The following is a 26,566-nucleotide window of genomic DNA, read 5'->3' as shown; positions in this document are numbered from 1 at the left end:
CGTATGAGTGACAAAAGCAAAGCAGAGCCGGCCAGCAATATTGAGAACCGTCTGAAGGCCCTCCGGTCAGCCACGGGGTTGTCTCAAGGCGACTTGGCTCAGATGGCGGGGCTGACGCGGCAGGCAGTCTATGCGATAGAAACGTCGCGCTATTTTCCAACGACCCCGGTTGCGCTGCGTTTAGCCAAGTCACTTCAGTGCCGGGTTGAAGATATTTTCTCGCTGATTTCCGATGGGGAAGTGATCGAGGGCGAGCTGATCGGATCGGCGCCTGTTGCGGACCGGATTCGCGTCAAGGTCGCCAAGATCGGCGATCGCACGATCGTACGGCCGGTGTCGGAATTAGGGGATGTCTTGAGTCTCACGGTGCCTGCGGATGGCTTGCTGCTTGGGGCCGCTGCGGGGTCACGGCGGGGGACCCGAAACGTCAAGGTGGAATTGCTTCGCGATCACCGGTTCATCGAGGACGAGATCATCGTGGCCGGCTGCGATCCGGCGATTTTCCTTGTCGGAGAATACGTTCGCCGGCAGAACGAAAAGACCTCCGTCGTCGGATGGACGATGGGAAGTGCTGCGGCGCTTGAAGCGGTCAAGCGCCGGGAGGTGCATGTCGCGGGACTGCACGTTCAAGATACGCAATCCGGCGAGTGGAATTTGCCTTATCTCCGGAAGCATCTCGGCGCGGGTGATGTGACCATCGTGACCTTCGCCCAATGGGAAGCGGGGCTCATGGTCAAGCGCGGGAATCCGAAGCAGATCCGAGAGGTGGCCGATCTGGACCGGAAAAACATCGCGATCATGAATCGTGAATCCGGATCCGGGGCGCGCGAGTTACTCGATCGCAGGCTACGCGGGGTCGGCCTCAAGCCGAATCACATCAAGGGGTATGATCATCTCGCTACCTCCCACATCGAAATCGCCAGGCACATCGCGGAGGAGCAGGTGGATGCGGGGATCGGCCTTCGCTCCGTGGCGAGGCTCTACAACCTCGATTTCATCCCGCTCCAGGATGAACGCTACGATTTGGTCATTCCTACTCAGCTGCTCGCCCAACATCCCACGCTGTCGATCTTCTTCAATACGATCGTCAGCCGCGTGTTTCGGTCGGAAATCGAAGCGCTCGGCGGCTACGACACACGAGAGACGGGAACCATTCGGGAAATGAAAAAGCTTCGCGTGCGAACGTAGCCTCCTCGACAGTTCTCCATACACACTGCAGCCTCTGATGCGTCCTTGATCCGTTGAAGGGGGATAGTGAAGGCCTCTGGCTATTCATCTACGGTGATGGTGGAGAGCTCGTACCAGCCGTCCGCGCGCTTGCCTTCGATCGCGAGTTCGACGAGCGCTGATCCGCCTGTTTCATGGAGCACGGCGACATCCAGCCGATAGGCTCCTGATGCAATCTGGGCGGGGATTCTCAGGGCATCCTCAATCTGATAGCGCGTGCCAGGGAGCCATTGTTTCACGTCGGCGTGGCTGGTCCACTGGGCGACGACGTCATCGGTCGCATTTCTCAGTCGGAAGGCAAGCGGCCAGGGTCGGTAGATAGGCGCTACGCCGATGTTTTCCCATTCGGTCTGAAGGGTCCAGGTCGGACCAACTGTGACTTCCGCCGGGTGGCTGACGGTCCGCAGCACTAGCCGATAACCGATCTTCTTGAGGAACTCATTGACTTTAGACCGCCAGCGAGCCGGCACCGGCGAAGACTTTGCGTTCAGGACGGAGACGTGCCAATCCAAACCCTGTTGCAGAATGCGATCGATGTCGAAGCCTTTGTCTTCCCAATCCTGCATGACGCCGCAGACTTCAAACTGCACCGGGCCGCGCCTCCATGCGGCGGCGATGACCGGATCATGGAGCACGGGTGTATAGGCCTGCTCCATATGATTCCAATCCGGGCGAAAGTATCCATAGTCGCCGAAGCAGTCGCCCCGCCAGCCGGCCCCGCGCTCGGTGGCATACCGGAGTTGCCCGCCATGCAGCATGACTAACGGGACTTGCGGAAAATATTTGAAATACCAATCGGTGATCATGAGCTGGACATCTTCGGTGGGAAAGTATTGCTGGCACTGCCGTTCCACGCCTTGGCAGCAGGCCATATTCCACTCTCCCCAGCATCCGATCGATCCGATGTCCACATGATCGATATCCGGCGATTGGCCATAGCGCGCGCCCAAGGCCGCGATGAGCTTTTCGTGATAGGCGAGAAAGATCGGGTTGTTGTAATCGGGGAAGCGCCCGCCGCCGACGGCAATCGTGGGGACGCCTTTCGCCAGCAGCCAGGCCGGAGACCCGGAACGATATTCGGACATGACGCGGAATGCCAGCCGCTCGCCTTTAGCTTTGGCCTGCTCGATGATGCGATCGATCAGATCGAAGGCGTATTGGCCTTCCGTTGGTTCGAGGTCGGCCCAGGACCAGCGGAAGTAGGCCACGGTCGAGCGCGGGTAGGTGTCGGGCGTGGGCGGGTGGCCGAATCCGAAGTGGAAATCGGCGAAGCCCATTCCCGGGTTATAGAGGATGTCTGTGATTTCCCGAGGATGGAGGGTCACCCTCTGTGTGGTCGCCGACGTGCGAGGGAGATCCGTTGCCTGTCGCGCGGAAGGCACGGCGCACGACGTGTTGGTTATCACGAGCGCTGTCAGCATGAGGGGTACTGCCAGGCGCATCTGATTCATCAGTTCACCGGTTCCTTCCCTGCAGACGAATCGTTCCTCTGGGGCCGGGTTCGACGGGGACAGTTCTATCGATACGGTACCTGAGCCTTCTGTCAGGCTCAAGTATCTTCGTGCCATGATCCGAGGTGGAGCCGGGCCTGCGGGCAGGTCCGTAGGCCAGAGTATTGGATAACCTGCTCGGACCCATTTATGAACCAGTGACCGTAGGCTCGCTTTGCTTCTTGCAAGCGCTCTCCGGCGCAGGCAATATCTGCGGGTTGCAGGGAGGGATGCGGTCCTTACCTGGCCGGGATTGTGCCGTTTTCTTGGACCACATTGACGATGCTTGAAACGATTGATCTGGCCTGCGCGCGCGGAGCGCGCGAACTATTCTCCGGTCTCAATGTCACCGTGACACCCGGTCTTCTCTTCGCGGTTGTGGGAGAGAACGGCAGTGGGAAGTCGAGCTTGCTCCGCATGTTGTGCGGGTTACTCCCGGGGGAGCAAGGAACGATCCGGTGGAATGGGACGGATATCGCCGGAATGAACGACGAGTATACGCAGCATCTGACGTATCTGGGGCATCTCAACGGCATCAAGGATGATCTGACGCCGGTGGAGAATGTGCAGATGTCCGCGCACCTGTCCGGTGATGATTCATCCGCGGGTTCCGCGCAGGAGGCGTTGCAGGCGGTCGGCCTGGGGCGGCGCGTCCAGGCGTTGCCGACAAGAGTGCTTTCGCAGGGGCAAAAACGCCGCGTGGCGCTGGCCCGGCTTTGGCTGTCGAGGCGGCCGCTGTGGATTTTGGATGAACCGTTTGCCGCGTTGGACGAGGGCGGGATCACGCTTCTGACGCAGCGGTTCAAACAGCATCTGGACGCGGGGGGGATGGCCGTCGTAGCGACGCATCAAGAGGTCGCGCTTCCTCGGGACTCTCTGCGATACCTGAGGCTTCCCGGATGAATCAGTCTGGTTGGGGCGGCGCGATGCGGGCGATCGTGAGGCGGGATCTCCTGCTGGCTTTTCGCCGGCGCGCCGACATGATGACAACGGTATTTTTCTTTGTCATGGTCGCCAGTCTGTTTCCTTTGGGAGTCGGCCCCGAGCCAGCCGTCTTGCGGATGATCGCGCCGGGGGTGTTGTGGGTAGCGGCCCTGCTGTCCTGTCTGCTCTCGCTCGGGCGAGTCTTTACAGCGGACTACCAGGATGGCGTGTTAGAACAGATGGTGTTGATTCCGCATCCGCTCACGGTGCTGGTGTTGGCCAAGGTGGTTGCTCATTGGCTGGTGTCCGGGTTGCCGGTCGTCTTGTTGTCGCTGTTGCTGGGAGTGCAGTTCGGGTTGGAAGGAGAGGCGTTGGGAGTGCTCGCGCTGTCGCTGCTGCTTGGAACGCCGACGTTGAGTTTGATCGGATCGATTGGGGCGGCGCTCACTCTGGGAGTGCGTGGCAGCGGGATGCTGGTAGCGCTGCTGGTCTTGCCGTTGTTCATTCCGGTGTTGATTTTCGGCGCGGGCGCAGTGAGCAGTACAGTGTCGGGGATCGGGGCAGAGGCCAATCTGTCGCTGCTCGGGGCCTGCTTAATGGTGGCGCTTCCGCTGGCCCCCTGGGCTGCGGCGGCAGCGGTGCGTATTGCGGTAGAGTAAACGGGAACAGTATGAGCGAATCGCGCGTCACATGGTCAAAGTATTCCTCGCCACAGGCCCTGTATCCGTTTGCCGGGAGGCTCATCCCCTGGTGTGCGGGCGTGGCGGCCCTGTTTATGGCGGCCGGACTCTATCTGGGGTTTTTCGTTGCCCCCACAGACTTTCAGCAGGGGGATGCCTATCGCATTATCTTCGTGCATGTGCCGGCGGCCTGGATGTCGATGTTTCTGTATGTGGTGATGGCCATCTGGGCGGGACTCGGTTTGGGGTTGAAGGCGCGTCCATCCTTTATGATGGCGCAAGCGATTGCTCCCACCGGCGCGATGTTCACCTTTCTGGCGCTCTTTACCGGTGCCCTGTGGGGGAAGCCGACTTGGGGGGCCTGGTGGGTCTGGGATGCGCGGCTCACCTCTGAGCTGATTTTGTTTTTCTTGTATCTGGGCGTGATGCTGTTGCATGCCTCGATCGATGATCTCCGCCGGGCGGACCGGGCGAGTGCGTTGTTCGCATTGGTCGGCGTGGTCAATGTGCCGATCATTTATTTTTCGGTGCGCTGGTGGAACACGCTGCATCAAGGCGCATCGGTCAGTATGACGGCGGCGCCGAAGATGGCCGCGACCATGTTGATGGCGATGTTGCTCATGACCGTGGGCTTTTGGATGTACAGTATCGCGGTGATTCTGGTGCGTCTGCGTTGTGTGATACTTGAGCGGAATCGTCAGATGCGGTCGAGTCAGACGGTGTTCGAGCAGAGCCTGAAGGAGGTTCGTTCATGAAGTGGGGGAGCCTCTCGGAGTTTCTGGCGATGGGCGGGTATGGTTTCTATGTGTGGCTGTCGTTTGGGATGACCGCTCTGTGCATGGTCTGGGAAGTCGTGATGGTGCGCCGCCGTCAGGCCATGGCGTTGCGGATTGAGTCTCCTGAAGAAGGAGTGAACCAGTGATGACTCCGCGACGAAAACGATTCAGCCTGATCGGTCTTGGCCTCGTGGCCTTGGGTATCGCCGCGGCGTTGGTCCTGAACGCGTTCCAAAGCAATCTGGTGTTCTTTTTCACGCCGACCCAGGTGGCGAACGGGGAAGTGCCGAAAGGCCAAAGCTTCCGCATTGGGGGCATGGTCGAAGCCGGGACGCTCACTCGGGAGAACGACGGCTTGACCGTCCATTTCGTGATGAGCGATACGGTGAAACGTGTCCCGGTGATGTACAAGGGCATCCTCCCGGATCTCTTCAAGGAGGGGAAGGGGGCGGTGGCTCAGGGGAAGCTCTCGCCCGAGGGGACCTTCGTGGCCAGCGAGGTACTGGCCAAGCACGACGAAAACTATATGCCGCCGGAAGCCGCCGAGGCGATGGCCAAGGCCAAGGCCGCCGGGAAGCAGAGCAGCAATACACTTGTCGTGACGCCGTAATAGAGAGTAGGACACCCGCATGATTCCAGAAATCGGCCAGTTTGCTTTGATCCTCGCGCTCTGTGTCGCCGCCGTCCAGGGCACCGTGCCGATTTTTGGAGCCGCGTCCGGCAACGCGTCCCTCATGGCAGTCGCGAAGCCTGCGGCGCGGGGGCAGTTTCTGCTGGTGCTCATCGCCTTCTGTTGCCTGGGCTATGCGTTTGCCGATAAAGACTTTTCGGTGCTCTATGTTGCGGCGAATGCCAATTCCAAGCTGCCACTGCAGTATCGTCTGGCCGCCATTTGGGGAGCTCATGAAGGCTCGCTCCTCTTGTGGACGTTTATTCTGACGCTCTGGATGATGGCGGTGACGCTCTTTTCGAAACATCTTCCGGAAGCTATGCGGGCGCGCATTCTTGGCGTCATGGGTTTGGTGAGTCTCGGATTTCTCCTGTTCATGTTGACGGTCTCGAACCCGTTTGAGCGGTTGATCCCTGCTGCGCTCGATGGCCGCGATCTGAATCCGTTGCTCCAGGATCCCGGGATGGTCATGCATCCGCCGATGCTCTATATGGGGTATGTGGGGTTTTCCGTCGCGTTTGCGTTTGCCATCGCTGCGTTGCTGGGTGGCAACCTGGATGCAGCCTGGGCGCGCTGGTCTCGCCCTTGGACGACGGTCGCCTGGTGCTTCTTGACGGTCGGGATCGCGTTAGGCAGCGGATGGGCCTACTACGAATTGGGGTGGGGTGGCTGGTGGTTCTGGGATCCGGTGGAGAATGCCTCCTTCATGCCCTGGCTGGCCGGGACGGCGTTGATTCACTCGCTGGCGGTGACGGATAAACGAGGCGGGTTTAAGGTCTGGACGGTGCTCCTGGCCATTATGGCGTTCTCGCTCAGTCTCCTCGGCACATTCCTGGTGCGGTCCGGTGTGTTGACCTCAGTCCATGCGTTCGCGACGGATCCTAAACGCGGGTTATTTATCCTGGTCTTTCTGGCGATCGTCATTGGCGGGTCTCTCCTGCTCTATGCCTGGCGGGCGCCGCGCGTCGGATTGGGCGGCGGATTCGATCTGGTCTCGCGTGAAGCGATGCTGCTGGCGAACAATGTGTTGCTCGTCGTCGCCATGGGATCGGTGTTGCTGGGGACGCTGTATCCGCTGTTTCTGGACGCGTTAGGACTCGGGAAAATTTCAGTCGGCCCGCCGTATTTCGATACGGTCTTCGTTCCCCTCATGACGCCCGCCATTTTTCTGATGGGTATCGGGCCGCTGGCCCAATGGAAGAAAGCGAGCCTGCCGAGTCTCGCCTTACGGCTGCGCTGGGCCTTCGGAGCCAGTGTCGTCACGGCTGTGCTGCTGCCGTTCGTGCTGGGCAAATGGACGCCGCTGCTCAGTCTGGGCCTGTTGTTGGCCTTGTGGATTGCGACGACGGCGGTAATTAATGTCCGTGAACGGCTGACCCATGGTGACGGCGCCGGTTTGGCCGCGCGTCTCGCAGCGGTGCCACGCTCCTATTGGGGCATGATCATCGCCCATTGCGGAATCGCGGTCTTCATCGTCGGAGTGACGATGGTGAAGGGGTTTGAAACCGAACAGGATTTGCGGATGAATGTCGGCGATCATGCGACCATCGGGACCTATACCTTTCAGTTCGATGGCGCGAAAGAATTTGCGGGCCCGAACTACATCGCCGCCCGCGGGACCTTCCGCGTGACGAAGGACGGTCACGATGTCACCGTGATGTATCCGGAGAAGCGTCGATATATGGTGCAGAAGCAAACGATGACCGAAGCGGCGATCGATTCGGGATTGTGGCGGGATCTCTATGTGTCGTTGGGTGAGCCGCTTGAGGCCGGAGCCTGGAGTGTGCGGCTCTATCACAAACCCTTTATCGACTGGATTTGGGGAGGCTGTCTGATCATGGCGTTAGGCGGAGTATTGGCGATCACCGATCGCCGCTATCGCCTGGCGTGGCGCCGCGAACAAACGGCGGCATCTGCCGCCCCTCAAGCGGTCGGGTCTCCGACTGTATGAAGCGCTTTTTACTTCCGCTTGCAATCTTTGTGGTGATGGTGGGATTCCTCGCGGTCGGATTGACCTTGAACCCCCGCGAGGTCCCGTCTCCGCTCGTGGGCAAAGCGGCGCCTGATTTTTCCCTGCCTCAGTTGCACGAGCCGGACAAGGTCTTTGCACCGAAGGAGTTGGCGGGGAAAGTCTGGTTGCTGAACTTCTGGGCCTCCTGGTGCAGCGGCTGTAAAGATGAACATCCGGTGTTGATGCAGATGGCGAAGTCCGGAGAAGTGCCGATCTATGGCGTGGATTATAAGGACACGAGACCGGAAGCTCTGGCCTGGCTGCAACGCTGGGGGAATCCCTATCAATTGGTCGCCGTCGATGAAGCCGGCCGGATCGGCATCAACTATGGCGTCTACGGAGTTCCGGAGACCTACGTGATCGATAAGGCGGGGACAATCAGGTACAAGCAGATCGGGCCGGTGGATCAGGATATCCTGGAGAAGAAGATTCTTCCTCTTGTACGGGAGCTGCAGAACCAATGATCCGGATCTGGGCGTTGCTGTGTGTGATGACGATCCCTGGCCTGGCGGCGGCTCAAGACGCGCGGCCGTTGGCAGAGAATCCTCAGGCCGAGGCCCGACTCAAGGCCTTAGCGGTCGAACTGCGTTGCCTGGTCTGTCAAAACCAAACGCTGGCGGATTCCAATGCGCCGCTGGCTGAGGATCTGCGCCGGGAAGTGCGCGAGATGATCGCGAAGAATATGAGCGATCAGGAGATCATCGAGTTCCTCGTCGAGCGCTACGGGGACTTTGTGTTGTACCGGCCGCCGTTGCGAGTGACGACCACGTTGCTCTGGGTCGGGCCGTTTCTTCTGCTTGCTATCGGAGGAACGGCGATGATCCTGACGGTCCGGCGAAGGCAGAAAACTCTTCCCGAAGTTGTTGTCTCCGACGCCGACCATGCGCGTGTGGAACAGTTGTTATCCGATGGAGCCAAACACCCATGATCGTGACTTTTTGGCTCGTCGTATCCGGTCTAATGCTCGCGATCCTCGGTCCGTTGCTCTGGCCCTTGCTGCGGCGTCCGGTTGCCATGGACGCGGGTGAACAGGAGAAGCGACTGTCGGTCTACCGGCAGCAGTTCGTTGAGTTGGAGCAGGATCACCGGAACGGCGTGTTGACCGACGAGCAGTATCAGATCGCTCGCCGTGAGTTGGATCGCCGTGTGCTTGAAGAGACCGGTCGTGCGGAGATTCCAGCGTCGGCATCCGGGCCTCAGTTGAGCAGCAAAGCGGTGGCTGTCGTCCTTGCCCTGGTCATTCCCACGGTCAGCGTTGTGTTGTACGCCAAGCTCGGCAGTCCGCAGGCTATTATTCATTCCGGTCTCACGGCATCGGGTGCCTCGGGGCAGGAGAGTGGAGAGCGGGCGCCTTTCACGCTGAGTGAGATGGAGGCCTTGACGGAACGGCTGAAAAACAAACTCGAACAGAATCCGACCGACGGTGTGGGGTGGTCGTTACTTGCCCGGGCTTATGTGGAGTTGGGGCGGCATCAAGAGGCGGTCCCGATCTATGAGACGGCGATGCGGCTGATTCCCAATGACGCACAAATGCTGGCGGATTATGCCGATGCGTTGGGTGTGCTGAACGGCCGGAAGTTAGACGGTCGGCCGGAGGCATTGATTCAGCAGGCTCTGAAGGCCGATCCCAAAAATATCAAAGCTCTGATGTTGGCTGGGACGGTGGCCTACAATCACAAAGAGTTCGGCCGTGCCGCCTCCTACTGGGAAGAGGCGCGTACCAATCTGCCTCCCGGGACGGATCCGGATGCGATCCAGGAAATTGTGGCCGGTATTGCCGAAGCGAGAGAACTTGCGGGTGGTCGCCAGGCGGCGCAGGTTTCAACGCCGCCGGCACCGGCGAATCCGGCCAACCAGGCTGGACCGGCGGTTACGATCAGCGGTCAGGTGACGATTGCGCCGGGTCTTGCCGAAAAAGGCTCGCCGACCGATACGCTCTTCGTCTTTGCCCGCGAGGTGAACGGTCCGCCCATGCCGGTGTCGATCGTGCGCGCCACCCGGAAAGATTTACCCTTCACCTTCCGACTCGATGATTCGACCAGCCCCATGCCATCGCGAAAGCTGTCCGATGTCGGCCCTGTTGTGATTGTGGCTCGCCTGTCGAAATCCGGCGAGGCCATGCCTAAGAGCGGTGATCTTCAAGGGATGAGTGAGCCGCTGCAATCGGGGACACACACCGTCGCCATCGTCATCGACCGGGAAATCCCCTAGCTCGAACGATCTTGCCGGATGGTTCCTGCCGTCTAGTGCGCCGACGCATTCTTGTCGGCCGGTTTGGCTACGAGCTCGGCTTTGGCCGGAATCTGATTGAGGAGATCGGGGCGGGCCTGGAAGACGCCTTGTAGGCGCTCGCCGGTCGCATAGATGAGGTTACCGGCCTGGGTGCCGAGCGTGAGGCGGCCGGCGATCTTGCCGTCTCTCCCGGTAGCGACAAACTCCGCCGTCGGGGCGACGAGTCCATAGGGGGCCAGGGCGGCCGCTTGCTTGGTGACCCGTTCTTCGGCGGGAAGATTGGCCACGCGGCTGACGAGCAGATCGGCGGCTTCCTGAACCAGTTTCTCTGTCGGTTGGTCTTCGAGGACCCACTGGCCATTCTCATTGATCAATACGTACTGTTTATCTCGCGTCTTCACGGAGAGCATCGCGATCTCCGTGTAGTCGATTCCCAACAGGCGCTTGTCCTGGAGGGTGAAGAGCTCACGCGACAGATCTTTAATGACCAGCGGGTTGATCCGGTAGAGCGGCGCATCCGGTCTGGTTTCAGCAAAGGCTTCCCCGCTCTCAGGATCGGGCTGATAGAGCTTCACCGTCTGATCCCCATCGGTGGTGTGTAGGGTGATCTTCAGCTTTGGGGTGGTCAGCGTCTTCGCAATCGCCGTCCGTTCAGGACCGGGATCGATGATGCCGAGCGCTTTCAAATCTTCCATCTTGAACAGCAGCGAGCGCACTTCCGTCTGGTCCGCCTCGGCTTCGATCGGGTAGCGGATTTTCCACGTCGGCTTGGGTTTATTCTTTGACAGATTGTAGAGCACGATTTCCGTCGTCGGGTAGGTCAGACGCACGCGGTCGAGGTCGGCTTGCACAAATTGCAGCAGATCCTTCCGGCGGAACGTCAGCAAGGTTTTATTGACGAAGCTTTTCGTGGTCAGGTCCGTCAAGAGCACGCTGTGTGAGGAATGCCGATGGACGTAGAGCGTCGAGGAGAGGGGACCGTTGTCGCCGATCGACAGGGTTTCCTGTTGCGCGCCCGCGGTGACGGTGATGGTCGTGATCGGTTGTTCGAGCCCGAATGGGGCCAGCGCGCTGGGATTTTCTTCGACGCTGCGGAGCACCTTTCCGGTGACGAGCGCCCGAATCATCGACTGCACTTCCCGCATATCGGCGTCGGTCTGAAGCGGCGCGGTAATCGACCAGCCCTTCTGGTCTCGTCGCTTCATCTCGACGACGCCCTGCGGCGTGGAGACGGTGAGTCCGGTGATGTCTGTTTCAGCGAAGGGGAGAAGGTTCTGTTGCGCGACAATCTGTTTTTCTTCGCTTTGCTTCGCCGGCAATTCGACGAAATAGAGGTAGCTCCCCAGTCCCGCCAGAATGAACAGCAGAAGTAATGTGGGCCAATAGCGCATAGAGTTACAGCCTGCGACGTTTTCTCCAGACCATCACGCCGGTCAGCATCGTCATGATGGGGAGGAAGAGGACTTGAATGTAGAGCAATGTCCGCTCTTGCGTAGGATTCGGGATGAAAGGCCGGAGAGCCGGCTCTTTGGGGACGATAGAGATCAGATCCCGCTCCTCGGCAAGCCATCCGGTGGTGTGCAAGAAAAAGTCGGTGTTGCCGGGGAAGTTGAAAAACGCATTGGTGGCGAATGTTGAATTGCCTATGACCACGATGGCTGGTCTGGGCTTCCCTTCCTCCGGAGCCTTTTGGGGTGCCAGCGCGGCGGCGAGCGGCAAGGGCCCCTTCACGTCTTCGTTTTCATTCAAGCTGACGACACGGCCTTGCATGTTGGTCTCGGCCCAACTGTTCGGGGACGTCCGTGCCAACGGGACATAATCCCAGTCTTTCCCGGTCTGCTCATCGAAGATCAGGTGGCGAGCGAGCGGGAACAGGACCGCCGCGGTCAGGTCCTGGGTAATTTCATGCTCCGTGAAGGTGCGGACCAACAGGGAGGTCAGGTCCCCTTGGGCCAGTCGATCTTGGAGATCGACGAGGACTCCCTGGCCCAAGCCGAGGCCGTAGTGGGCAAGCAATGGATCCAGTTCAGTCTTGGTGTCCGGGTCGATCATCGCGAGCAGGTGCCCGCCCTTGTCCACGTAGGTTCGAATGCGGTCTTGTTCTTCTTTGGTCACCTGGTTGCGCGGACCGGCGAGGACGAGCACGGCGGTGTCGTCCGGGACGGCCGCGTCCTTCAGCAGCGACAGAGTGCCGATGTCGTAGCCCTGTTTGCTCAGCGCTTCCTTTGCCAGGGACAGGCCGTTGCGTTCTTTGTCTTCCAGGCTGCGTTCGCTGTGGCCCTCTAGGAAGACGATGCGTTTCTTGGCGGGTTTGGAAATACGGATCAGCGCGCCGGTGAGTTCGACTTCCGATGGACTGGTGATACGAATCGTTTGTCCGTTGCTCTCGAAGATGGCCGTGTCGGTTCGGAAGATGCCGTAGTTCTGCGCGATTTTCGGTTGCCGTTCCGGATCGACGAATTCGACGGTGAGTTTATTCGAGGCTTGGCGATAACTTTCAAGCCGCTCTTTGTAGCCGGTATAGCCAGGGTCTTTTTCGCGCGTGAAGACGGTAATCTTCACATCTTGCGGAAGACTGCGGAGTACACGATAGGTCTGTGGCGCCAGGGTGAAATTCTGATTCTCCGAGAGATCCCAACGGATGGAATGGCGCGCCGCCAGGAAGTTCACAATCACGAGAATAGCCGTGACCAGCAGAATCATGAGAAGGCTGTTCGCTCCCATATGGGTTGAGCGGCGGCTTGAAAAGGCTTTGACGGCGTCAAAATGCAGGATGAAAAAGAGGACCAGGCACAGGAGCGCCAGTCCTTCCGCGATCGTGACGGCCCACAGGAGATCAGGCGTGAGGCTATAGGCGATCAGGCCGGCAACGGCCAGGACAGTTCCAATGATGCCGAGCGGGAGGGCTTTCAGGCTCATTTCCACCTGGTCGATTCCACCGCGCGGTGGGTGAGAAAGAGCATGAAGGCCAGGCTGCTGAAGAAGTACACCAGGTCTTTCGTGTCGATCAGGCCGCGCACCAGGCGATCGTAATGGTCCATGAACGAGACATACGAAATGATTTGTCCCAGGGTGGTGTCGCCCAACAGCGCGCCCAAGCCGGAGATCAACCAGATGAGCAGCAATATGCCGAAGCTGAGAAACGCGGCGACGATCTGGTTTTCCGTGATCGCCGATGCGAGTAGACCGACTGAGATAAACAGGGCGCCGAGCAGGGTCATGCCGAGATAGCCGGTCCAAATCGGATTCCAGTCGAAGTCGCTGAAGAGCATTAGGACCGTCGGCACGAGGCCGGTCAGGCCGAGGAGGCCCAAGAAGACAAGAAACACGCTGACGAATTTGCCGGCCACGATTTCATTGATGCCGATCGGCGAGGTCATCAGAAATTCGAAGGTGCGCAGTTTGCGCTCTTCTGCAAAGAGCCGCATCGTGAGAATGGGGAGAATGATGAGGAGCACAAACCGCATACTCGCGAAGAGATTCCGGAAGACCAGGTCGTTCAAGTTTAACTGCGCCTGGCCGCCTTGCATCTGCATGATCTGGATGGCCTGATAGCCGGCATAGACCACGTAGAGATAGGACAAGAATCCGAAGATGAGCAAAAAGATGGCGCCGACGACATAGACTACCGGAGACACAAAGTAGCCGCGCAGTTCTTTCGCGATAATGGCCTGTACCGGAGTCATGAGGCGGTCTCCTGGGTGGCCTGGGGGAGCTCGCTTACCTGGTCGGCTTGAGGTGTCATGCCCTCTTCATGGCGGGTCAGTTGCAGGAAGACGTCTTCAAGGGTCATGGAGATGGTCCGTAGTTCGAGGAGGCCCCACTGATTGGCGATGATGAACCGGGCGACCTCATCACGCTTGTCCTGACCCAGCGCGCATTCCAGGAGGAATGTGCCGGCGGACTGGCCTTGAAACACATTCAGAATGCCCGGGATGGATTGGAGCTTGGCCAGACAGTTGTCCGGCGGCGTTTTGATCGTCACCGAGATTTTTTCCGAATGCCGGAGTCGCGCAGACAGCTGATCGGGGGTGTCTTCGGCAACGATCCGTCCGCCGCTGATAATAACAACCCGCTGGCAGACGGCGGTGGCTTCGGGAAGGATGTGCGTGCTGAGGATCACGGAATGCGACCCGGCCAGCCCCTTGATCAAGTCACGAATTTCGATGATCTGTTTCGGATCCAGCCCGACGGTCGGTTCGTCGAGAATCAAGACCGGCGGATCATGCAGGACGGCTTGAGCCAGCCCCACGCGTTGACGATAGCCTCGCGACAGGTTGCCGATCAGGCGATGGCGGACGGTGCCTAGTGCTAACTTTTCAATGGATTGATCGATCGCCGTCGTGAGGTTTTTGCCGACCATGCCGCGCATCCGGCCGACGAAGGTCAGATATTCCGAGACGGTGAATTCCAGATAGACCGGTGGCGTTTCCGGGAGATAGCCGATGCGGCGTTTCACGTCGAGGGGCTGGTCGGCGCAATCAAATCCGGCGACTGTAGCCCTGCCCTCGGTGGCCGGCATGAAACAGGTGAGAATGCGCATGGTGGTGGTCTTCCCGGCGCCGTTCGGGCCAAGAAATGCCAACACCTCGCCTTTGGCCACGGAAAAGGTGACCCGGTCGATGGCCGTGAGATTCCCATACCGCTTGGTAATGTTCTGAACGTCAATCATGACTATGGTGTCGGGGTAATCAACTGTGAAGGAGTTCGTCGTACGATCGCACTGCACGAGCACATCGTCATCACGCGTCGGATCTTACTGAGTCCGCCGGGATCAGTCAATACGGCACCGGCTAACACTAACGGCCTCCGATACCGGCAGAAGCAATCTTTACAGTTGGGGAGTGACCTGCTAGAGTTTTTCCCCGCGTCGCCGAATACGATTCATCGCTGACTCGATGGTCACCACTTATTTTTCTCTCAGAGGAGGTCCGTGTGAAACAGATGGCTTGGAGCGCAATGCTATTGGGCAGCCTGGTGTGGTTAGGAGGGTGTGCGGCCAAGGGTGAAGCGGTGCCGATGAATGTGGGGATCACTCCTGCCGCAACGCCGACCGCGGCGGCTCCCGTCAGCTCGGTCAAAGTGGTCGTGATTCCTTTTCAGGACGACCGGTCTGACCGTACGAAGCTGGGGACGCGTCATTCACTCTGGGGTGCCGATCAGGTCTTGACCGTCAAGAGCGGGACGGTCGGAGAAGCCACGGCCAAAGCGTTCGCCGACTATCTGACCCGTAAGGGATGGCGGGCGCAGTATGCGGCCTCTGCCAGTCAGACCGGGGGAGCGGATGTGGTGATCTCCGGGAAGGTTCTCGAGTTGTCGGCTGACGCGCATGGTGTCGTCGGATCCACGGACATCACCGCGAAGAGTAAAATGACCGTGCATGCGGCTAACCAGGTGGACGGAAGTTCGATCACTAGTACCAATAGCCACACGGGGAACTACACCGTGTTCTGGTATGCCCCTGAAGACGGCGAGGAACTTGTGAGTGAAGTGTTGGAACGGAACTTTGAAAAGTTCATGAGCACGACCAAATTTGATGGAACGGCATTGCGTTTTCGCTAGTCGCCATCTGTTCCGGGAAGCCGACTCCAGGTCGGTTTCCCGGACGTGCGGTCGTCGTTTGGGCCGGCTCTATCCCTGGCCGCAGGTTGACTCTTTTCCCGTCCTCCCTATATATAGCGTCACCGCGTTCTTTCGAAACATGCCGTTGTGTTCGTTCTCGTACCACCCGATTGTGAATGTGCCCGGGATTTCCCCCGTACAAATGTAGGGGGTAAGGAGTACGCAGTCGGTATTGTTGAGGCCGGCAACCTCCCGTAGGCTGACACCTGTGAGCCGGACGTCCTAGCCTACAAGTGGAGGATTGAACGAAGATGACACGTCAAATCTGTACGACACATCCGCGCATCGGCCTTTCGGGGGTCCTCGTGGCCGCCCTCTGTGTATCGTTCGGCGCCTGCTCGTGGGTGCCGAAGGGAGAAACCGGACTGGATGTCGGCATTAAGGACCGGGGCATTGCTTCCTGGTACGGGGAGCAGTTTCATGGCAAACAGGCTGCCAATGGGGAGCTATTTGACATGCAGGCCCTGACCGCCGCGCACCGGACTCTTCCGCTCGGCAGCATGGTGCGCGTGGTGAACCTGACGAACGGGAAGCATGTCCGTGTGCGAATCAACGATCGCGGTCCCTATGTGAATGGCCGGATCCTCGATCTTTCTCAGGCCGCGGCCGTGAAGTTGGGCATGGTGCAGAACGGATTGTCTGTGATTCAGTTGGAGGTCGTTGGAGACCGCCGTCCGGACTTTGTGCTGGCGGAAGAAGAGGCTCCTTCGACGCAATCCGCGCTCCTCAGTGTCCACCATCTCGACCCGCTCGCCATCCGGGTTCCTCCCGTCGCTACATTGGGATTGCCGGTTTCCTCGTCGGCGCATCGTCCGCGCATTCTGCCGACCGATGTGTTGATGCAGCGGCGCATTCGTCGAGTCCCGTCCTTCTTAGCGGCCGACCATACGGCCCATACTGAAAACATCACGCTCGTCATCGGATAGCGGCGGGAGCCGGCGCGGTTGACAGTGCTGGAAGGTCTCCTCTACACTGGGCCGTCAAAATTCAAGGGCAGATCACGCCCATTATCGATTTGAGGAAGAGGAGTCAGACGGCATGGCGAAGAAGACGGCAGGAGAATCCGAAGAAGCCAAGTTGAAGAAGAAACTCACCACGAAGAAAGCGGATGACGGCGGAGCCGCCGTGCGGGCCTTGCGGAAACGGTTGAAGCGGGAACAGCGCCGCCGCCGATCCTTGGCGCTCAGGCAGAAGCATGCGGCAGGAAAGAAGGCCGCGACGCCCGCGAAGTAGTCCGGTCACCATGATGTGCGAGCGAATGTTGTAGGATTGAACTATGGAACACCCCCGTCAAGCATCCCCGTCCGCTGAGACCTCCGACCAGCTTCCTGCCAGCGATGAGCTGACCGATAAGGTGGCTGAAGACCTGGCGCTGACCCCTGCGGGTTCCCAGGAGCTTATGGCCGTCGCTCCCGACCAGGTTATCCTGGAAGAGGAGAAGGTCAAGGACGAGATCGAGATTCAGATCGATCTCCTCAGCGATCCGGACTGGGTCGTGCGGCGCGAAGCCGTCATTACGCTCGGCGAGATGGGGGATGAGCGGTGTGTCGAGCCGTTGTCACGCGCACTGCGCGACGGTGACTGGCAAGTGCGCGAAGTCGCCATCGAGGCGCTCGGGCAGGTCGGCTCCCCGGCCGTCGACATCCTCTTGAAGCTGCTCCGCGACTGGGATGTGCGGAAGTACGCCATCTTGGCCCTCGGAAAGATTCGTGATGAACGGGTGTTGGATCCCTTGATGGTGCAGTTGCGGAACGACGAGTTCAAAGATGACGCGATCAATGCGCTCGTGGAACTCGGTGAGCCGGCGGTACCGAAATTTATCGCCGCACTGAAGGATAGAGAAGAGAGTGTGCGTCAGAGCGCCGTATTGGGATTGGGCCGGATCAAGCACAGCGAGTCGATCGATCCGCTCATCGCCATGTTGCAGGATAAGGATTGGTTCACCAGGCTGATTGCGGCGGCCGCATTGGAATCGATCGGCGATGACCGGGGTCGTGAGGCGATCAAGCCGCTGCTCAAGGATCCCGATATGGTGGTGAAGATGCGTGTCGAGCGGATCCTGGCCAAGTGGAAGAAGCAGCCGGTCTCCCAACCGGCGAATGCCTAGCTTACCGGCTCAGTTCTTTGTCCAGCCTCAGCTGGATCTCATCGAGCCGTTTCATCGGCATCGACTTTCCCATCGCGACTTCTAAGCGTACTTCCCGTAACGCGCTGGCCAGCTCTCGCACTGCGTCGAGTGTAGGATCGGCCTTTGCGCCTTTGGTGGCGAGTTCCAAGACCGTCACCGCTTCCCCCAGTTCTTTCGCGGCGTCTCCAAAGTTGCGATCGAATAGATTGGCCTTCGCTTGCACAACCCGTGACTTCGCATCTACGAGCCCCTGGCGCCGCCGCAGATCTCGCTCAATGCCCTGCGTGGTATCCAAGACATTGCGTGACAGCTTCGTAATCGATTCCTGCAGGTCGGTGACGGTGTGCTGGAGAGTGCCGACTGGGCGCTGCCCCACATAATAGCCGGCACCGAATGAGGCGGCGATCAGAATCAGGGTTCCGAGAAATTTGAGCATGGGCCTCCGGATGTTTAGGGCCGACGCGTGGGTCGTGCGGCGCGGGCGGTCTGTTGCAAGAGGCTGCCGGCTGCGGTGATCCGCACGGCCTCATCGGAGTCTTGCAGCCCTTTCAGAAGAATCGGAATCACGGGCCCGGAGAGCTTGCCCAAGGCCTTTGCGGCCATGAGCCGCGGGAGCGGTTGTTGATCCTGGAGCAGCGCCTGCAGTACCGACAACGCTTCCTTGTCAGACGTTGCACTCAGGGCTTGGGCCGCGCTTCCTCGAATAGACGGATCCGGGTTTCTCGCCAGGTCGGCCGCCATGAGCAAGACCGATGAATCACCCAGGCGAAGCAGGCTTTCCGCAGCGCTGGCTCGCACTTGCAGGCTGGGATCCTTGGTAAGGGCTTGCAACAAGGGGCGATTCTCCTTGAGGCCTAACCGGCCCAGGCTGCCGGCTGCCACGCCGCGTACCATCGCCATTTCATCGCCTAACGCATGAGTCAGCGGGGCGACTCCTCCGGGGGATCCGAATTCTCCCAGTGCTCCGGCGGCAAAGGCCCGCACGGATGGGTTGGGATCGTACACGGCCTGACTGAGTACGGCCAGACTGGCCGGTCGTTTCAGTCGGCCGAGGACCCCGATCGCGGCCATGCGGACTTCGGCATCCGGTAAGGTGGCGGCGTTGGTGATGTCGATGAGCATGTCGGTTTGGCCCATCTTAAAGAGAGCCGCATAGGCAAAAATGGCCTCGGGACCTTCTTCGGTCCGGCCGATTTCAATCAACCGCGGTTTCATCTCCATGATGCGGGCATCACCCAACGCATTCATGGCGGCGATGCGGACGCTCGGTGCTTCGTCGTTGATGGCCCGTTTCAGCGCGCCCGACTTGGCGGCGAGCCCGGCGCGTCCGATCGCTTCCGCGGCGCGTGCGCGGACCAACACCGAGCTATTCAGCAGACCGTCTTCCAGCAGCGGGCCGGTTTCCGGAAGGCCTAGCTCGGCCAAGACTGTGTAGGCAGCGATACGCACATGTTCTTTCTGATCGCGCACACGGCTGGTCACGAGACTAAGCGCGAGGGGGCTGAGCAACGTCAGATCGTCCGGTTGGCCTTCCGTCTTGAGTCGAGGATACAACGGCAGGGCTTCTTCCCCGCGGCCGAGTTTCACCAAACTGTGGAAGGCCAGGCGGAGCATCTCTTTTGACGGCGTGGCGTCTTTGGGGAGCGCCTGAAAGCGCTGCACGATGGCCGGATAGTCGCCCGCTTTAAAGAGCGCGGGGAGGTCTTTGTCTTGGGCGGAAGTCGCGGAGGTTGCCGCCGACGTTTCACTTGGTGCTGCAAGTTGGAGCAGCAGACCCGTCATGACGGCGCAGCAGAGTGCCACAGTCAGAGCGCTCCGCCGCGCACGATGGGGATGTCCCGCGGCGGCGGCGTTTACCATGACGACGGTGTGCGGACAGCGGCTTTGCTGTACATCGTCTCGACGTAGTCCTTCACCATGCGCTTTGTGCAGAACTGCGGGGCGATCGTCCGGATACATTCCTTCACCATTTGGAGCCAGCCTCGCGGCGTGCCGTCGAGGTCGCGCTGATAGTAAAGGGGTACGATTTCTTGTTCAAGCAGGCGGTAGAGCTCTTCCGCGTCATGGACATCCTGCTCGTGCTGGTCGGTCGAGGGCGGCAGTGGGTCGATGCCCCATCCGTTTGCGCCGTTGTAACCTTCTTTCCACCAGCCGTCGAGTACGCTGCAATTGATGACGCCGTTCAGTGCGGCTTTCATCCCACTGGTGCCGCTGGCTTCAAGCGGGAAGCGCGGGGTGTTGAGCCACACATCCACTCCCTGCACTAAGAACTTGGCCATATGCATGTCGTAGTCTTCGAGAAAAGCGACGTGGCCGCCGAGCTTGTGGTCATTGCAGAAATTTACGACCTCATGGATGAAGTAGCGTCCCGGTTCATCGGCGGGATGGGCCTTGCCGGCGAACACGAGCTGCACCGGCCGCCAATGATTTTGTAACAGACGTTTCAGCCGTTCAAGATCGCTGAAGAGCAGCGTGGCGCGTTTATAGGTGGCGAAGCGGCGGGCGAATCCAATGGTCAAGGCTTCGGGATCGAGCAACGTTCCGCGGGCGATGACTTGCGAGGACTGCAGATGGCCGTTGATCCATCCGGTTCTGGCGCGCTCGCGGATGAAACCCATGAGTCTCCGTTTCATATGTTGCCGCACGGCCCAGAGCTGGCTGTCAGGGATATCGCTGACGCGCTGCCACTGGGTCTGTTCGTCGCAGCGTTCGGCCCAGTCCGGGCCGATGAATTTGCCGTAGAGCTGGCTCATATCCGGACCGATCCAGGTTGGGGCGTGGATGCCGTTCGTCACACTCTTGATCGGTATCAGGTCCGTCGCGAGGCCGGGCCAATGGTGCTGCCACATCTCGCGGGAGACGCGGCCATGTTCACGACTCACGCCGTTCACGTGCGCCGCCAGGTTCATGGCCAGCGCCGTCATGTTGAAACCCTGTCCGCGCGATTCCGGGGTTTCACCCAGCCGGAGGAATTCCTCTCGGCTCAATCCCAGTTGTTCCCAGTAGCCCGTGAAATAACGGTCCATCAAATAATAGGGGAAGACATCATGGCCGGCCGGGACCGGGGTATGGGTCGTAAAGACCGTGCTTTGGCGAACGAGTTCACTGGCCTCAGCGTGGGTCGATCCCTTCTGGACGAATTCGCGGATACGTTCCAATGTGAGAAAAGCCGAGTGTCCTTCATTGGCATGGAAGACGGTCGGATTGATCCCGAGTTCCCGCAGCATGCGCACGCCGCCGATGCCCAGGAGGATTTCCTGGCAGAGACGAATTTCCTGATCGCCGCCGTACAGACGGGCCGAGAGCGCCCGATTCTCCGGGTTATTTTCCGGGACATCGGTGTCGATCAAATAGAGCACGATGCGTCCGACTTCGACGCGCCACACCTGTGCCGCCACCGTACGATGCCCCATCACCACCGTAATTTTGCAGGGTGTGCCTGACGGGGTAAGGGCGGGGCGGATCGGGGACTCTTCGCGGTTGAACGGCGCATAGGCTGCTTCTTGCCAGCCCTCCGGTGTGATCCGCTGGCGAAAGTAGCCTTGCGGATACATGAAGCCGATTCCTACGAGCGGCACACCCAGGTCGCTGGCTTCTTTGCAGTGGTCGCCCGCGAGGATGCCCAGGCCGCCGCTATAGATGGGGATAGAGGTGTGCAGGCCAAACTCTGCGGAGAAATAGGCGATGGATGGGCTCTTCGGATGGCCGTACGTCTTGCCGTACCAGGTGCCGTTGCCCAAGCGGTATTCGTCGAAGCGTTTCATCACCGCCGAGTAAAACCGGACGAAGACCGGATCGTGCGCGAGTTCTTGAAGCCGTTCGGGTTTCACTTCCTGGAGTAGACGAACGGGATTGTGATGGGTGAAGTACCAGAGCGTCGGATCAATTTGTTCGAACAGCTGTCGGGCTTCCAGCGTCCAGCTCCACCAGAGATTTTGTGAGAGCTCGGCCAGACGGATCAGATTCTGCGGGAGGTGCTTGGGAATAGGATTCGCGTTATCGACGGTATTCACACGGACTCCTTTGCCTGGGGTGCGGTGTAGGGGTTAGAGGAGACTGGCGAAGACGGGCGGATCAATCGTGCCGGGGTCAGGCGTGTCCGGTCTTGTGCCATGAGTTCCATTCCTCGGAGAATGCCACGGCGGCGTAGCGTTCGCCAAGGATTTTTGCAACTCGGTTCAGGTGCTTGGTGAGTTGCTGCAGCTCAGCGGGCGTGAGATCCCCGCGAAAACGCGGATGGAGGCCCCAGCGGGTTTCGACTTCTTCGCCGCTCACATTCGACATGAGGCTTACCAGCTTGATGTCCTGTCCCGTCGGACCTTTCTTGGCCTGCTCACCGTTGCCGGTGGCCTTCGCTGGTTGCTGAGTCGGAGTGGAAGGCGCGGCCGTGGGTGGCGCTTGTCCTTGCAGGACGGCGCTGACTGCGGGAATGATGGCGCTTGCGCACAGGGTTGCGGCGGCAATGACCTGGCCGTTCTGCGACGCCCCCAGTGCTTGGGCGACGCGCTCAGCAAAGACCTGAAAGAGTTCATTCTTCGGTTTGGAATCTTCGGTAATGAGGAACTTGTACTTCTCGTAAAGGTCGCGACTTTCGGCCACGGCATTGCCGACTGTTAGGACGATTTCCATTTGATCCGCATTGTTACCGAAGGCCGGCTCTAGGACGGTTTTTAATTGAGTGGTCACCGCGTCTTCCAATCCGTTCATGAATTCCAATTGATCCTTGATTGGGATGTGCAGCGCCGTCAGCCGGTCGGTCAGGTTGAACATGACCTTCAGGAATTCGAGATAGATGCCCCACTCATCCTGCCGCTTCAGCTTCAGCGCCTGCTCCGGGGCGTTGCGTTTCATCATGGTGACGGATTCGCCCGAGACGGCGAGCATGAGTTCGGCGAGTTGGCGAAGTTGCGCGTGATATTCTTTATTGGCGGTTCCCATACGTGCTCCTGTTCAAGGAGCGCAATTATAGCGGAGGAATGTTTGGGGATGAAAGGGGTGGTTTCGGAGACTTAGCGCAGGGGATGGCTCGTTGAGAAGGGGTTCGGCGATATGCTATACAGCCCAACCGTCTGATCGGCGGTTCCTCAACCACTCTCCCTTACAGGTCCATGGAACGAGAAGTTAAAACGTACGTCCTGAAACGCTCTGACGATGATGCTGTGCCGCGCAAGCTGTCGATCGACTATGCCGCGGCGTTGAATTCGCAACAGTTGGCGGCGGTGACGGCGGGTGAAGGCCCATCGCTGGTGATCGCCGGCGCGGGCAGCGGTAAGACGCGCACGCTGGTCTATCGCGTGGCGTACCTGATTGATTCTGGGGTCGATCCCTCGAATATTCTCCTCCTGACATTCACTCGTAAGTCAGCGCAAGAAATGGTGCAGCGGGCCGGTGAATTGATCGGCGCGCGCAGTGAACGCGTATGTGGCGGCACATTTCATTCGGTGGCGAATCTGTTATTGCGGCGCTATGGGCGGTCCATCGGGGTGGAGCCGGGCTTTACAATTTTAGATCGCGGCGATGCGGAAGACTTGATTGCGCTGGTTCGGTCGCAGCTCGGGTTGAATGAAAAGGATAAGCGCTTCCCCCGCAAGGGGACGATTATGGAGATGATCAGCAAGAGCGAGAACACGCTGCGCTCGCTGGAAGAGATCATCCTCGACGAGTTCGGACATTTTGCCGATCACATCGAAGATTTGAGCCGGTTGAAAACGGCGTATCAATCGGCGAAGCGGCAAAAGCAGTTGCTCGACTATGACGATTTGCTGGTGATGCTGCGGCAGCTGTTGTTGCTCGACGAAACGGCGCGGATGACGATCTCGCGGCAGTTCCGCTACATTCTTGTAGATGAGTATCAGGATACGAACCGGTTGCAGGCCGAAGTGGTTCGGAAGTTGGCCGCGACGCATAATAATGTGATGGTGGTGGGGGACGATTCGCAATCGATCTATGCGTTCCGCGGGGCGACATTCAAGAACATCATGGAGTTTCCGCAGCTCTTTCCCGGCACGCAGATCTATAAGCTGGAAGAAAACTATCGCAGTACACAGCCGATTCTGAATCTGGCGAACTGCATTATCGACGAGGCGGCGGAGAAGTATACGAAGCGCTTGTTCACACGGAAGATCGACGGGCCGTTGCCGTCTCTGGTGGAAGCGGCGGGGGAGAACACGCAGTCCCGCTTTATTGCGCAGAAGATTCTGGAGTTGCGTGAAGAGGGTGTGCCGCTGAGTGAAGTGGCGGTGCTGTTCCGGTCCAGCTTTCATTCCTTCGATCTGGAAATCGAGCTGTCGCGCAAGGGGCTACCTTTCATCAAGCGTGGCGGCGTCAAGTTTATCGAGACGGCGCATGTCAAAGATCTGCTCGCGCATGTGCGGGTGATCGCGAACCCGCTGGATACGGTCAGCTGGAATCGGGTGCTGATGCTGGTAGAAGGGGTCGGGCCGAAGAAAGCTCATGATCTGCTCGCGGCGATTGTGAAGGGCGGCCAGCCGTTCGACGTATTACGCGGGGTGAGCGGCCGCTCCGGCCAGGGGCTCAAGAGTCTGGCAAATACGCTGGAGAGTCTTTCGGGCGCCGAGGCGCGCTCGCCGTCGGAGCAGGTGAACCAGATCTACGAGTACTATCTTCCGATTCTTAAGGAGCAGTACGACGACTATCCCAAGCGTACGCGGGATCTCGATCATCTTCATACGATTGCCGAAGGCTATCCCGGCGTGAACGAGTTTCTTGCCGACCTGGCCCTGGAGCCGCCGGACGGGAGCGCCTCGGGTGTGGATGCGCCCGATCGGGATGATGAGCGGCTGGTGCTCTCGACGATCCATTCGGCCAAGGGGTTGGAGTGGCAGGCGGTGTTTGTGATCTGGATTGTGGATGGCCGGTTTCCGTCGGTGTATTCATTTGTTGCGGATGAGGATTTGGAGGAGGAGCGGCGGTTGTTCTATGTCTCCGTCACTCGGGCCAAGCGGCATCTCTTCCTGACCTATCCCATTAATGTCTACGACAAGAGCAGCGGGATGTTGTTGTCGAAGCCTTCTCGGTTCCTGGACCATGTGTCTTCTGATCTGTTGGACCAGGTGGCATTGGTCGAAGAGGGCGGGCGAGGGGAGTGGGGACGGTCTCATGATCCCTACTATTAGTTCGCGGGGTATCTCAATCACTCTCCATTTTGTTTGAGGTCGCATGCGCGGCTCCCTGATACAACGGTCCTGCATGGTTCTTGTCGGCCTGTCTCTGCTCTGCGCTGCGGCGGCGATCTCGTCACCGGCTGCAGGGCAAAGCGCTTCGGGGTCCGCCCGGATGTGGGAGCAGCTCATCAGCGGAGCGGCAACGCTTCGATTGCCCACCGGCTTTCTGAAGGCCATGCCTCCGGACTTTGTGCAATTTGAATTCGACGATCTGCGCACCTATGCGGCGGAGTATCATCCGGGAGAGCATCGGATGGTCTTGAACCGGACGCTGTCGTTTCATGCCGCGGGACGTGATGTGCGGCCGCTTACGACGATGACATCCAAAGAGTTGGAGGTGCTGTACCACGAATTGTTTCATGCCTATATCGATTACCTTGAGTCGAAGGAGTCTGGCGGGGTGTTGCCGGGGCCTGAGCAGGGGTTGATCGCGTTTGCGCGCGAGATGCAGGTCTGCCGGTACCGAGAGGTGTTGATTACCCCGGTGATCCAGCGGAGCCACGAGACGGAGGTTCGCTATCTCTCCGATCCTGAAGCGTGGGAAGCTCTGAATGAAACCTGGGCGGTGTTTGTCGGGTGGGCTATCTGGAATCAGCTGGAGATCGAAAAGAAGGGGCGCCGGTCGATGAATGACACCGCTCAGCTCTCCGGTGAGTGGGTGTCTCGGTTTCGTCGAGCGATTGAGGCGGGTGAGTTCCGAGGGTATTACGCCCCCCAGGATCCCGACGAGCGGCGGGTGACGCAGAAGCGGTTTCTTGCCCCAGGATCACAGCTTTCACTGGAGGAAAGTCAGCGCCTGATGAAGCAAGTGCTTGGTTTGCCAGAAAAAATTATCGAGGCTGCCGCGAAGGCTGTTGGTCAGGGTAAAAATATTTCCGTGGGGAGGCCTTGCCAGGTCGAGCCCTCATAGGGCGAAAAAAAAGGCAGAGGGACCATTTCTCCTCTTGACATGGCGCAACTTCGTCAATAGAATCCAGCGTTTCTTGAAATAGCCTTGTTCGCCAGATCAGCTGTTTCTCCTCATCGATGAGGGGAGAGAGCTGTGTGCGGACAGGCTTACTCTAGTTTTTCAGTATAAAAGTGGCGAGTGAATTCGCTGAATTTGATTTGAGTTTTGAGGGGCGAACACGCAGGCGAGTTGGAACGGGCAGGTACCCAAGTGGCCAAAGGGGGCAGACTGTAAATCTGCTGGCTTATGTCTTCCAAGGTTCAAATCCTTGCCTGCCCACCAGCGTAGATCTGTTGTGGTGCCGTGCATGACGCGAAGTATAGCAGGCTGTAGTGTGGTGGGATCGCGACATGTGTGGCGACGATATTCGGGCGGGCGTAGCTCAGTGGTAGAGTTCCAGCCTTCCAAGCTGGCTGTCGTGGGTTCAAATCCCATCGCCCGCTCCATCGAGTTGAGATGTGTGTCATGGGTGGAATGCAGATGATGGACCGAAATGCCCACGTAGCTCAGTTGGCAGAGCACGTCCTTGGTAAGGACGAGGTCACGCGTTCGATTCGCGTCGTGGGCTCCATGCAGGACTGTAACGGCCAAAGGGTGGCGAGTGATGAAGGCCGAGGTTGCTGATCCGGCGTTGATCACTATTCACTCGGCATGTTCTTTTAGGGAGGATTGA

At 59.2% G+C, this 26,566-nt stretch carries 25 protein-coding genes and 3 tRNA genes; 19 read left to right on the top strand and 9 right to left on the bottom strand.

Annotation, left to right across the window (positions count from 1 at the left end):
* Positions 1–3: 3 nt before the first annotated feature.
* Positions 4–1,188: a substrate-binding domain-containing protein gene (locus NITLEN_RS00140; RefSeq protein WP_121987559.1), complete on the top strand. Its 1,185-nt coding sequence runs from the start codon at positions 4–6 to the stop codon at positions 1,186–1,188.
* A gap of 80 nt (positions 1,189–1,268) precedes the next feature.
* Here NITLEN_RS00140 and NITLEN_RS00135 read toward each other — a convergent pair whose 3' ends face one another.
* A complete protein-coding gene (locus tag NITLEN_RS00135; RefSeq protein WP_181416536.1) occupies positions 1,269–2,678 on the bottom strand; it encodes a DUF4832 domain-containing protein in 1,410 nt (469 codons plus the stop codon).
* Positions 2,679–2,999: 321 nt separating this feature from the next.
* Between NITLEN_RS00135 and ccmA the strand changes: the two genes are divergently transcribed.
* The 9 genes from ccmA to ccmI are packed head-to-tail and all read left to right on the top strand — an operon-like array spanning position 3,000 to position 9,989.
* Positions 3,000–3,620: a cytochrome c biogenesis heme-transporting ATPase CcmA gene (ccmA, locus tag NITLEN_RS00130; protein WP_121988517.1), complete on the top strand. Its 621-nt coding sequence runs from the start codon at positions 3,000–3,002 to the stop codon at positions 3,618–3,620.
* Positions 3,617–4,300, top strand: coding sequence for a heme exporter protein CcmB (gene ccmB, locus NITLEN_RS00125; RefSeq protein ID WP_219999357.1), 684 nt, complete (start codon positions 3,617–3,619; stop codon positions 4,298–4,300). Before ccmA ends, ccmB begins: the two co-directional genes overlap by 4 nt.
* A gap of 11 nt (positions 4,301–4,311) precedes the next feature.
* On the top strand, positions 4,312–5,076 hold the full coding sequence (locus NITLEN_RS00120; protein WP_121987557.1) for a heme ABC transporter permease: 765 nt from the start codon (positions 4,312–4,314) through the stop codon (positions 5,074–5,076).
* Positions 5,073–5,243 (top strand): heme exporter protein CcmD, encoded by a 171-nt coding sequence (ccmD, locus tag NITLEN_RS00115; RefSeq protein WP_121987556.1) that lies wholly within the window; start codon positions 5,073–5,075, stop codon positions 5,241–5,243. The genes NITLEN_RS00120 and ccmD overlap by 4 nt, the downstream gene beginning before the upstream one ends.
* The gene (gene ccmE, locus NITLEN_RS00110) at positions 5,243–5,707 is read left to right on the top strand and encodes a cytochrome c maturation protein CcmE (RefSeq protein ID WP_121987555.1); all 465 of its coding nucleotides are present in this window, start codon (positions 5,243–5,245) and stop codon (positions 5,705–5,707) included. The genes ccmD and ccmE overlap by 1 nt, the downstream gene beginning before the upstream one ends.
* Before the next feature lie 19 nt (positions 5,708–5,726).
* A complete protein-coding gene (locus NITLEN_RS00105) occupies positions 5,727–7,718 on the top strand; it encodes a heme lyase CcmF/NrfE family subunit (protein WP_121987554.1) in 1,992 nt (663 codons plus the stop codon).
* Positions 7,715–8,242, top strand: coding sequence for a DsbE family thiol:disulfide interchange protein (locus tag NITLEN_RS00100; protein ID WP_121987553.1), 528 nt, complete (start codon positions 7,715–7,717; stop codon positions 8,240–8,242). The genes NITLEN_RS00105 and NITLEN_RS00100 overlap by 4 nt, the downstream gene beginning before the upstream one ends.
* Positions 8,239–8,706: a cytochrome c-type biogenesis protein gene (locus NITLEN_RS00095; protein WP_121987552.1), complete on the top strand. Its 468-nt coding sequence runs from the start codon at positions 8,239–8,241 to the stop codon at positions 8,704–8,706. The genes NITLEN_RS00100 and NITLEN_RS00095 overlap by 4 nt, the downstream gene beginning before the upstream one ends.
* Complete coding sequence (ccmI, locus tag NITLEN_RS00090) at positions 8,703–9,989, top strand: c-type cytochrome biogenesis protein CcmI (protein ID WP_121987551.1); 1,287 nt, start codon at positions 8,703–8,705, stop codon at positions 9,987–9,989. The genes NITLEN_RS00095 and ccmI overlap by 4 nt, the downstream gene beginning before the upstream one ends.
* A 32-nt stretch (positions 9,990–10,021) precedes the next feature.
* Here ccmI and NITLEN_RS00085 read toward each other — a convergent pair whose 3' ends face one another.
* Genes NITLEN_RS00085 through NITLEN_RS00070 form a run of 4 tightly spaced genes read right to left on the bottom strand, consistent with a single transcriptional unit; the run spans position 10,022 to position 14,682 of the window.
* Positions 10,022–11,401 carry a DUF4340 domain-containing protein gene (locus NITLEN_RS00085; RefSeq protein ID WP_121987550.1) on the bottom strand — a complete coding sequence of 460 codons (1,380 nt, stop codon included), beginning with the start codon at positions 11,399–11,401 and terminating at the stop codon, positions 10,022–10,024.
* A gap of 4 nt (positions 11,402–11,405) precedes the next feature.
* The gene (locus NITLEN_RS00080; RefSeq protein ID WP_121987549.1) at positions 11,406–12,929 is read right to left on the bottom strand and encodes a GldG family protein; all 1,524 of its coding nucleotides are present in this window, start codon (positions 12,927–12,929) and stop codon (positions 11,406–11,408) included.
* Positions 12,926–13,696, bottom strand: a complete 771-nt coding sequence (locus tag NITLEN_RS00075; RefSeq protein ID WP_121987548.1) for an ABC transporter permease — start codon at positions 13,694–13,696, stop codon at positions 12,926–12,928. The genes NITLEN_RS00080 and NITLEN_RS00075 overlap by 4 nt, the downstream gene beginning before the upstream one ends.
* Positions 13,693–14,682 (bottom strand): ABC transporter ATP-binding protein, encoded by a 990-nt coding sequence (locus NITLEN_RS00070; protein ID WP_121987547.1) that lies wholly within the window; start codon positions 14,680–14,682, stop codon positions 13,693–13,695. The genes NITLEN_RS00075 and NITLEN_RS00070 overlap by 4 nt, the downstream gene beginning before the upstream one ends.
* A gap of 263 nt (positions 14,683–14,945) precedes the next feature.
* Here NITLEN_RS00070 and NITLEN_RS00065 point away from each other — a divergent pair, with 263 nt between their 5' ends.
* The 4 genes from NITLEN_RS00065 to NITLEN_RS00050 all read left to right on the top strand — a co-directional run bounded on the left by NITLEN_RS00065 (position 14,946) and on the right by NITLEN_RS00050 (position 17,739).
* The gene (locus tag NITLEN_RS00065; protein WP_146216039.1) at positions 14,946–15,572 is read left to right on the top strand and encodes a hypothetical protein; all 627 of its coding nucleotides are present in this window, start codon (positions 14,946–14,948) and stop codon (positions 15,570–15,572) included.
* Between the two features lie 311 nt (positions 15,573–15,883).
* Entirely contained in the window at positions 15,884–16,558 is a 675-nt protein-coding gene (locus tag NITLEN_RS00060) for a septal ring lytic transglycosylase RlpA family protein (RefSeq protein WP_121987545.1), read from the top strand.
* Positions 16,559–16,670: 112 nt separating this feature from the next.
* A complete protein-coding gene (locus tag NITLEN_RS00055) occupies positions 16,671–16,865 on the top strand; it encodes a hypothetical protein (RefSeq protein ID WP_121987544.1) in 195 nt (64 codons plus the stop codon).
* Positions 16,866–16,908: 43 nt separating this feature from the next.
* The gene (locus NITLEN_RS00050; RefSeq protein WP_121987543.1) at positions 16,909–17,739 is read left to right on the top strand and encodes a HEAT repeat domain-containing protein; all 831 of its coding nucleotides are present in this window, start codon (positions 16,909–16,911) and stop codon (positions 17,737–17,739) included.
* A 1-nt stretch (position 17,740) separates the two neighbouring features.
* Here NITLEN_RS00050 and NITLEN_RS00045 read toward each other — a convergent pair whose 3' ends face one another.
* The 4 genes from NITLEN_RS00045 to NITLEN_RS00030 form a co-directional block, all read right to left on the bottom strand.
* Positions 17,741–18,196 carry a hypothetical protein gene (locus NITLEN_RS00045; protein WP_121987542.1) on the bottom strand — a complete coding sequence of 152 codons (456 nt, stop codon included), beginning with the start codon at positions 18,194–18,196 and terminating at the stop codon, positions 17,741–17,743.
* A gap of 14 nt (positions 18,197–18,210) precedes the next feature.
* A complete protein-coding gene (locus NITLEN_RS00040; protein ID WP_181416535.1) occupies positions 18,211–19,563 on the bottom strand; it encodes a HEAT repeat domain-containing protein in 1,353 nt (450 codons plus the stop codon).
* A gap of 50 nt (positions 19,564–19,613) precedes the next feature.
* Entirely contained in the window at positions 19,614–21,773 is a 2,160-nt protein-coding gene (gene glgP / locus NITLEN_RS00035; protein WP_121987540.1) for an alpha-glucan family phosphorylase, read from the bottom strand.
* Between the two features lie 76 nt (positions 21,774–21,849).
* Entirely contained in the window at positions 21,850–22,698 is an 849-nt protein-coding gene (locus NITLEN_RS00030; RefSeq protein ID WP_121987539.1) for a hypothetical protein, read from the bottom strand.
* A gap of 170 nt (positions 22,699–22,868) precedes the next feature.
* Here NITLEN_RS00030 and NITLEN_RS00025 point away from each other — a divergent pair, with 170 nt between their 5' ends.
* From NITLEN_RS00025 to NITLEN_RS00005, 5 genes are all read left to right on the top strand, one after another.
* Complete coding sequence (locus NITLEN_RS00025; protein ID WP_121987538.1) at positions 22,869–24,896, top strand: ATP-dependent helicase; 2,028 nt, start codon at positions 22,869–22,871, stop codon at positions 24,894–24,896.
* A 73-nt stretch (positions 24,897–24,969) separates the two neighbouring features.
* On the top strand, positions 24,970–25,854 hold the full coding sequence (locus tag NITLEN_RS00020; protein WP_146216038.1) for a hypothetical protein: 885 nt from the start codon (positions 24,970–24,972) through the stop codon (positions 25,852–25,854).
* A gap of 235 nt (positions 25,855–26,089) precedes the next feature.
* Positions 26,090–26,175 (top strand) — tRNA-Tyr (locus tag NITLEN_RS00015).
* Between the two features lie 89 nt (positions 26,176–26,264).
* Positions 26,265–26,339 (top strand) — tRNA-Gly (locus NITLEN_RS00010).
* Positions 26,340–26,388: 49 nt separating this feature from the next.
* Positions 26,389–26,464, top strand: a tRNA-Thr gene (locus NITLEN_RS00005).
* Positions 26,465–26,566 lie beyond the last annotated feature (102 nt).

Origin of the sequence: Nitrospira lenta, from assembly GCF_900403705.1 — a bacterium.
Taxonomy (GTDB): Bacteria; Nitrospirota; Nitrospiria; order Nitrospirales; family Nitrospiraceae; genus Nitrospira_D; species Nitrospira_D lenta.
This window is presented reverse-complemented; position numbering and strand designations above follow the sequence as displayed.

Coding starts and splice junctions, on each gene's coding strand:
- NITLEN_RS00070 (WP_121987547.1), bottom strand. CDS start 14,682: ATGATTGACGTTCAGAACATTACCAAGCGGTATGGGAATCTCACGGCC.
- NITLEN_RS00045 (WP_121987542.1), bottom strand. CDS start 18,196: ATGCTCAAATTTCTCGGAACCCTGATTCTGATCGCCGCCTCATTCGGT.
- ccmD (WP_121987556.1), top strand. CDS start 5,073: ATGAAGTGGGGGAGCCTCTCGGAGTTTCTGGCGATGGGCGGGTATGGT.
- NITLEN_RS00085 (WP_121987550.1), bottom strand. CDS start 11,401: ATGCGCTATTGGCCCACATTACTTCTGCTGTTCATTCTGGCGGGACTG.
- ccmA (WP_121988517.1), top strand. CDS start 3,000: ATGCTTGAAACGATTGATCTGGCCTGCGCGCGCGGAGCGCGCGAACTA.
- NITLEN_RS00020 (WP_146216038.1), top strand. CDS start 24,970: ATGGTTCTTGTCGGCCTGTCTCTGCTCTGCGCTGCGGCGGCGATCTCG.
- NITLEN_RS00095 (WP_121987552.1), top strand. CDS start 8,239: ATGATCCGGATCTGGGCGTTGCTGTGTGTGATGACGATCCCTGGCCTG.
- NITLEN_RS00100 (WP_121987553.1), top strand. CDS start 7,715: ATGAAGCGCTTTTTACTTCCGCTTGCAATCTTTGTGGTGATGGTGGGA.
- NITLEN_RS00135 (WP_181416536.1), bottom strand. CDS start 2,678: ATGAATCAGATGCGCCTGGCAGTACCCCTCATGCTGACAGCGCTCGTG.
- NITLEN_RS00055 (WP_121987544.1), top strand. CDS start 16,671: ATGGCGAAGAAGACGGCAGGAGAATCCGAAGAAGCCAAGTTGAAGAAG.
- NITLEN_RS00050 (WP_121987543.1), top strand. CDS start 16,909: ATGGAACACCCCCGTCAAGCATCCCCGTCCGCTGAGACCTCCGACCAG.
- NITLEN_RS00060 (WP_121987545.1), top strand. CDS start 15,884: ATGACACGTCAAATCTGTACGACACATCCGCGCATCGGCCTTTCGGGG.
- ccmB (WP_219999357.1), top strand. CDS start 3,617: ATGAATCAGTCTGGTTGGGGCGGCGCGATGCGGGCGATCGTGAGGCGG.
- NITLEN_RS00080 (WP_121987549.1), bottom strand. CDS start 12,929: ATGAGCCTGAAAGCCCTCCCGCTCGGCATCATTGGAACTGTCCTGGCC.
- NITLEN_RS00075 (WP_121987548.1), bottom strand. CDS start 13,696: ATGACTCCGGTACAGGCCATTATCGCGAAAGAACTGCGCGGCTACTTT.
- NITLEN_RS00030 (WP_121987539.1), bottom strand. CDS start 22,698: ATGGGAACCGCCAATAAAGAATATCACGCGCAACTTCGCCAACTCGCC.
- NITLEN_RS00140 (WP_121987559.1), top strand. CDS start 4: ATGAGTGACAAAAGCAAAGCAGAGCCGGCCAGCAATATTGAGAACCGT.
- ccmI (WP_121987551.1), top strand. CDS start 8,703: ATGATCGTGACTTTTTGGCTCGTCGTATCCGGTCTAATGCTCGCGATC.
- NITLEN_RS00120 (WP_121987557.1), top strand. CDS start 4,312: ATGAGCGAATCGCGCGTCACATGGTCAAAGTATTCCTCGCCACAGGCC.
- NITLEN_RS00105 (WP_121987554.1), top strand. CDS start 5,727: ATGATTCCAGAAATCGGCCAGTTTGCTTTGATCCTCGCGCTCTGTGTC.
- ccmE (WP_121987555.1), top strand. CDS start 5,243: ATGACTCCGCGACGAAAACGATTCAGCCTGATCGGTCTTGGCCTCGTG.
- NITLEN_RS00025 (WP_121987538.1), top strand. CDS start 22,869: ATGGAACGAGAAGTTAAAACGTACGTCCTGAAACGCTCTGACGATGAT.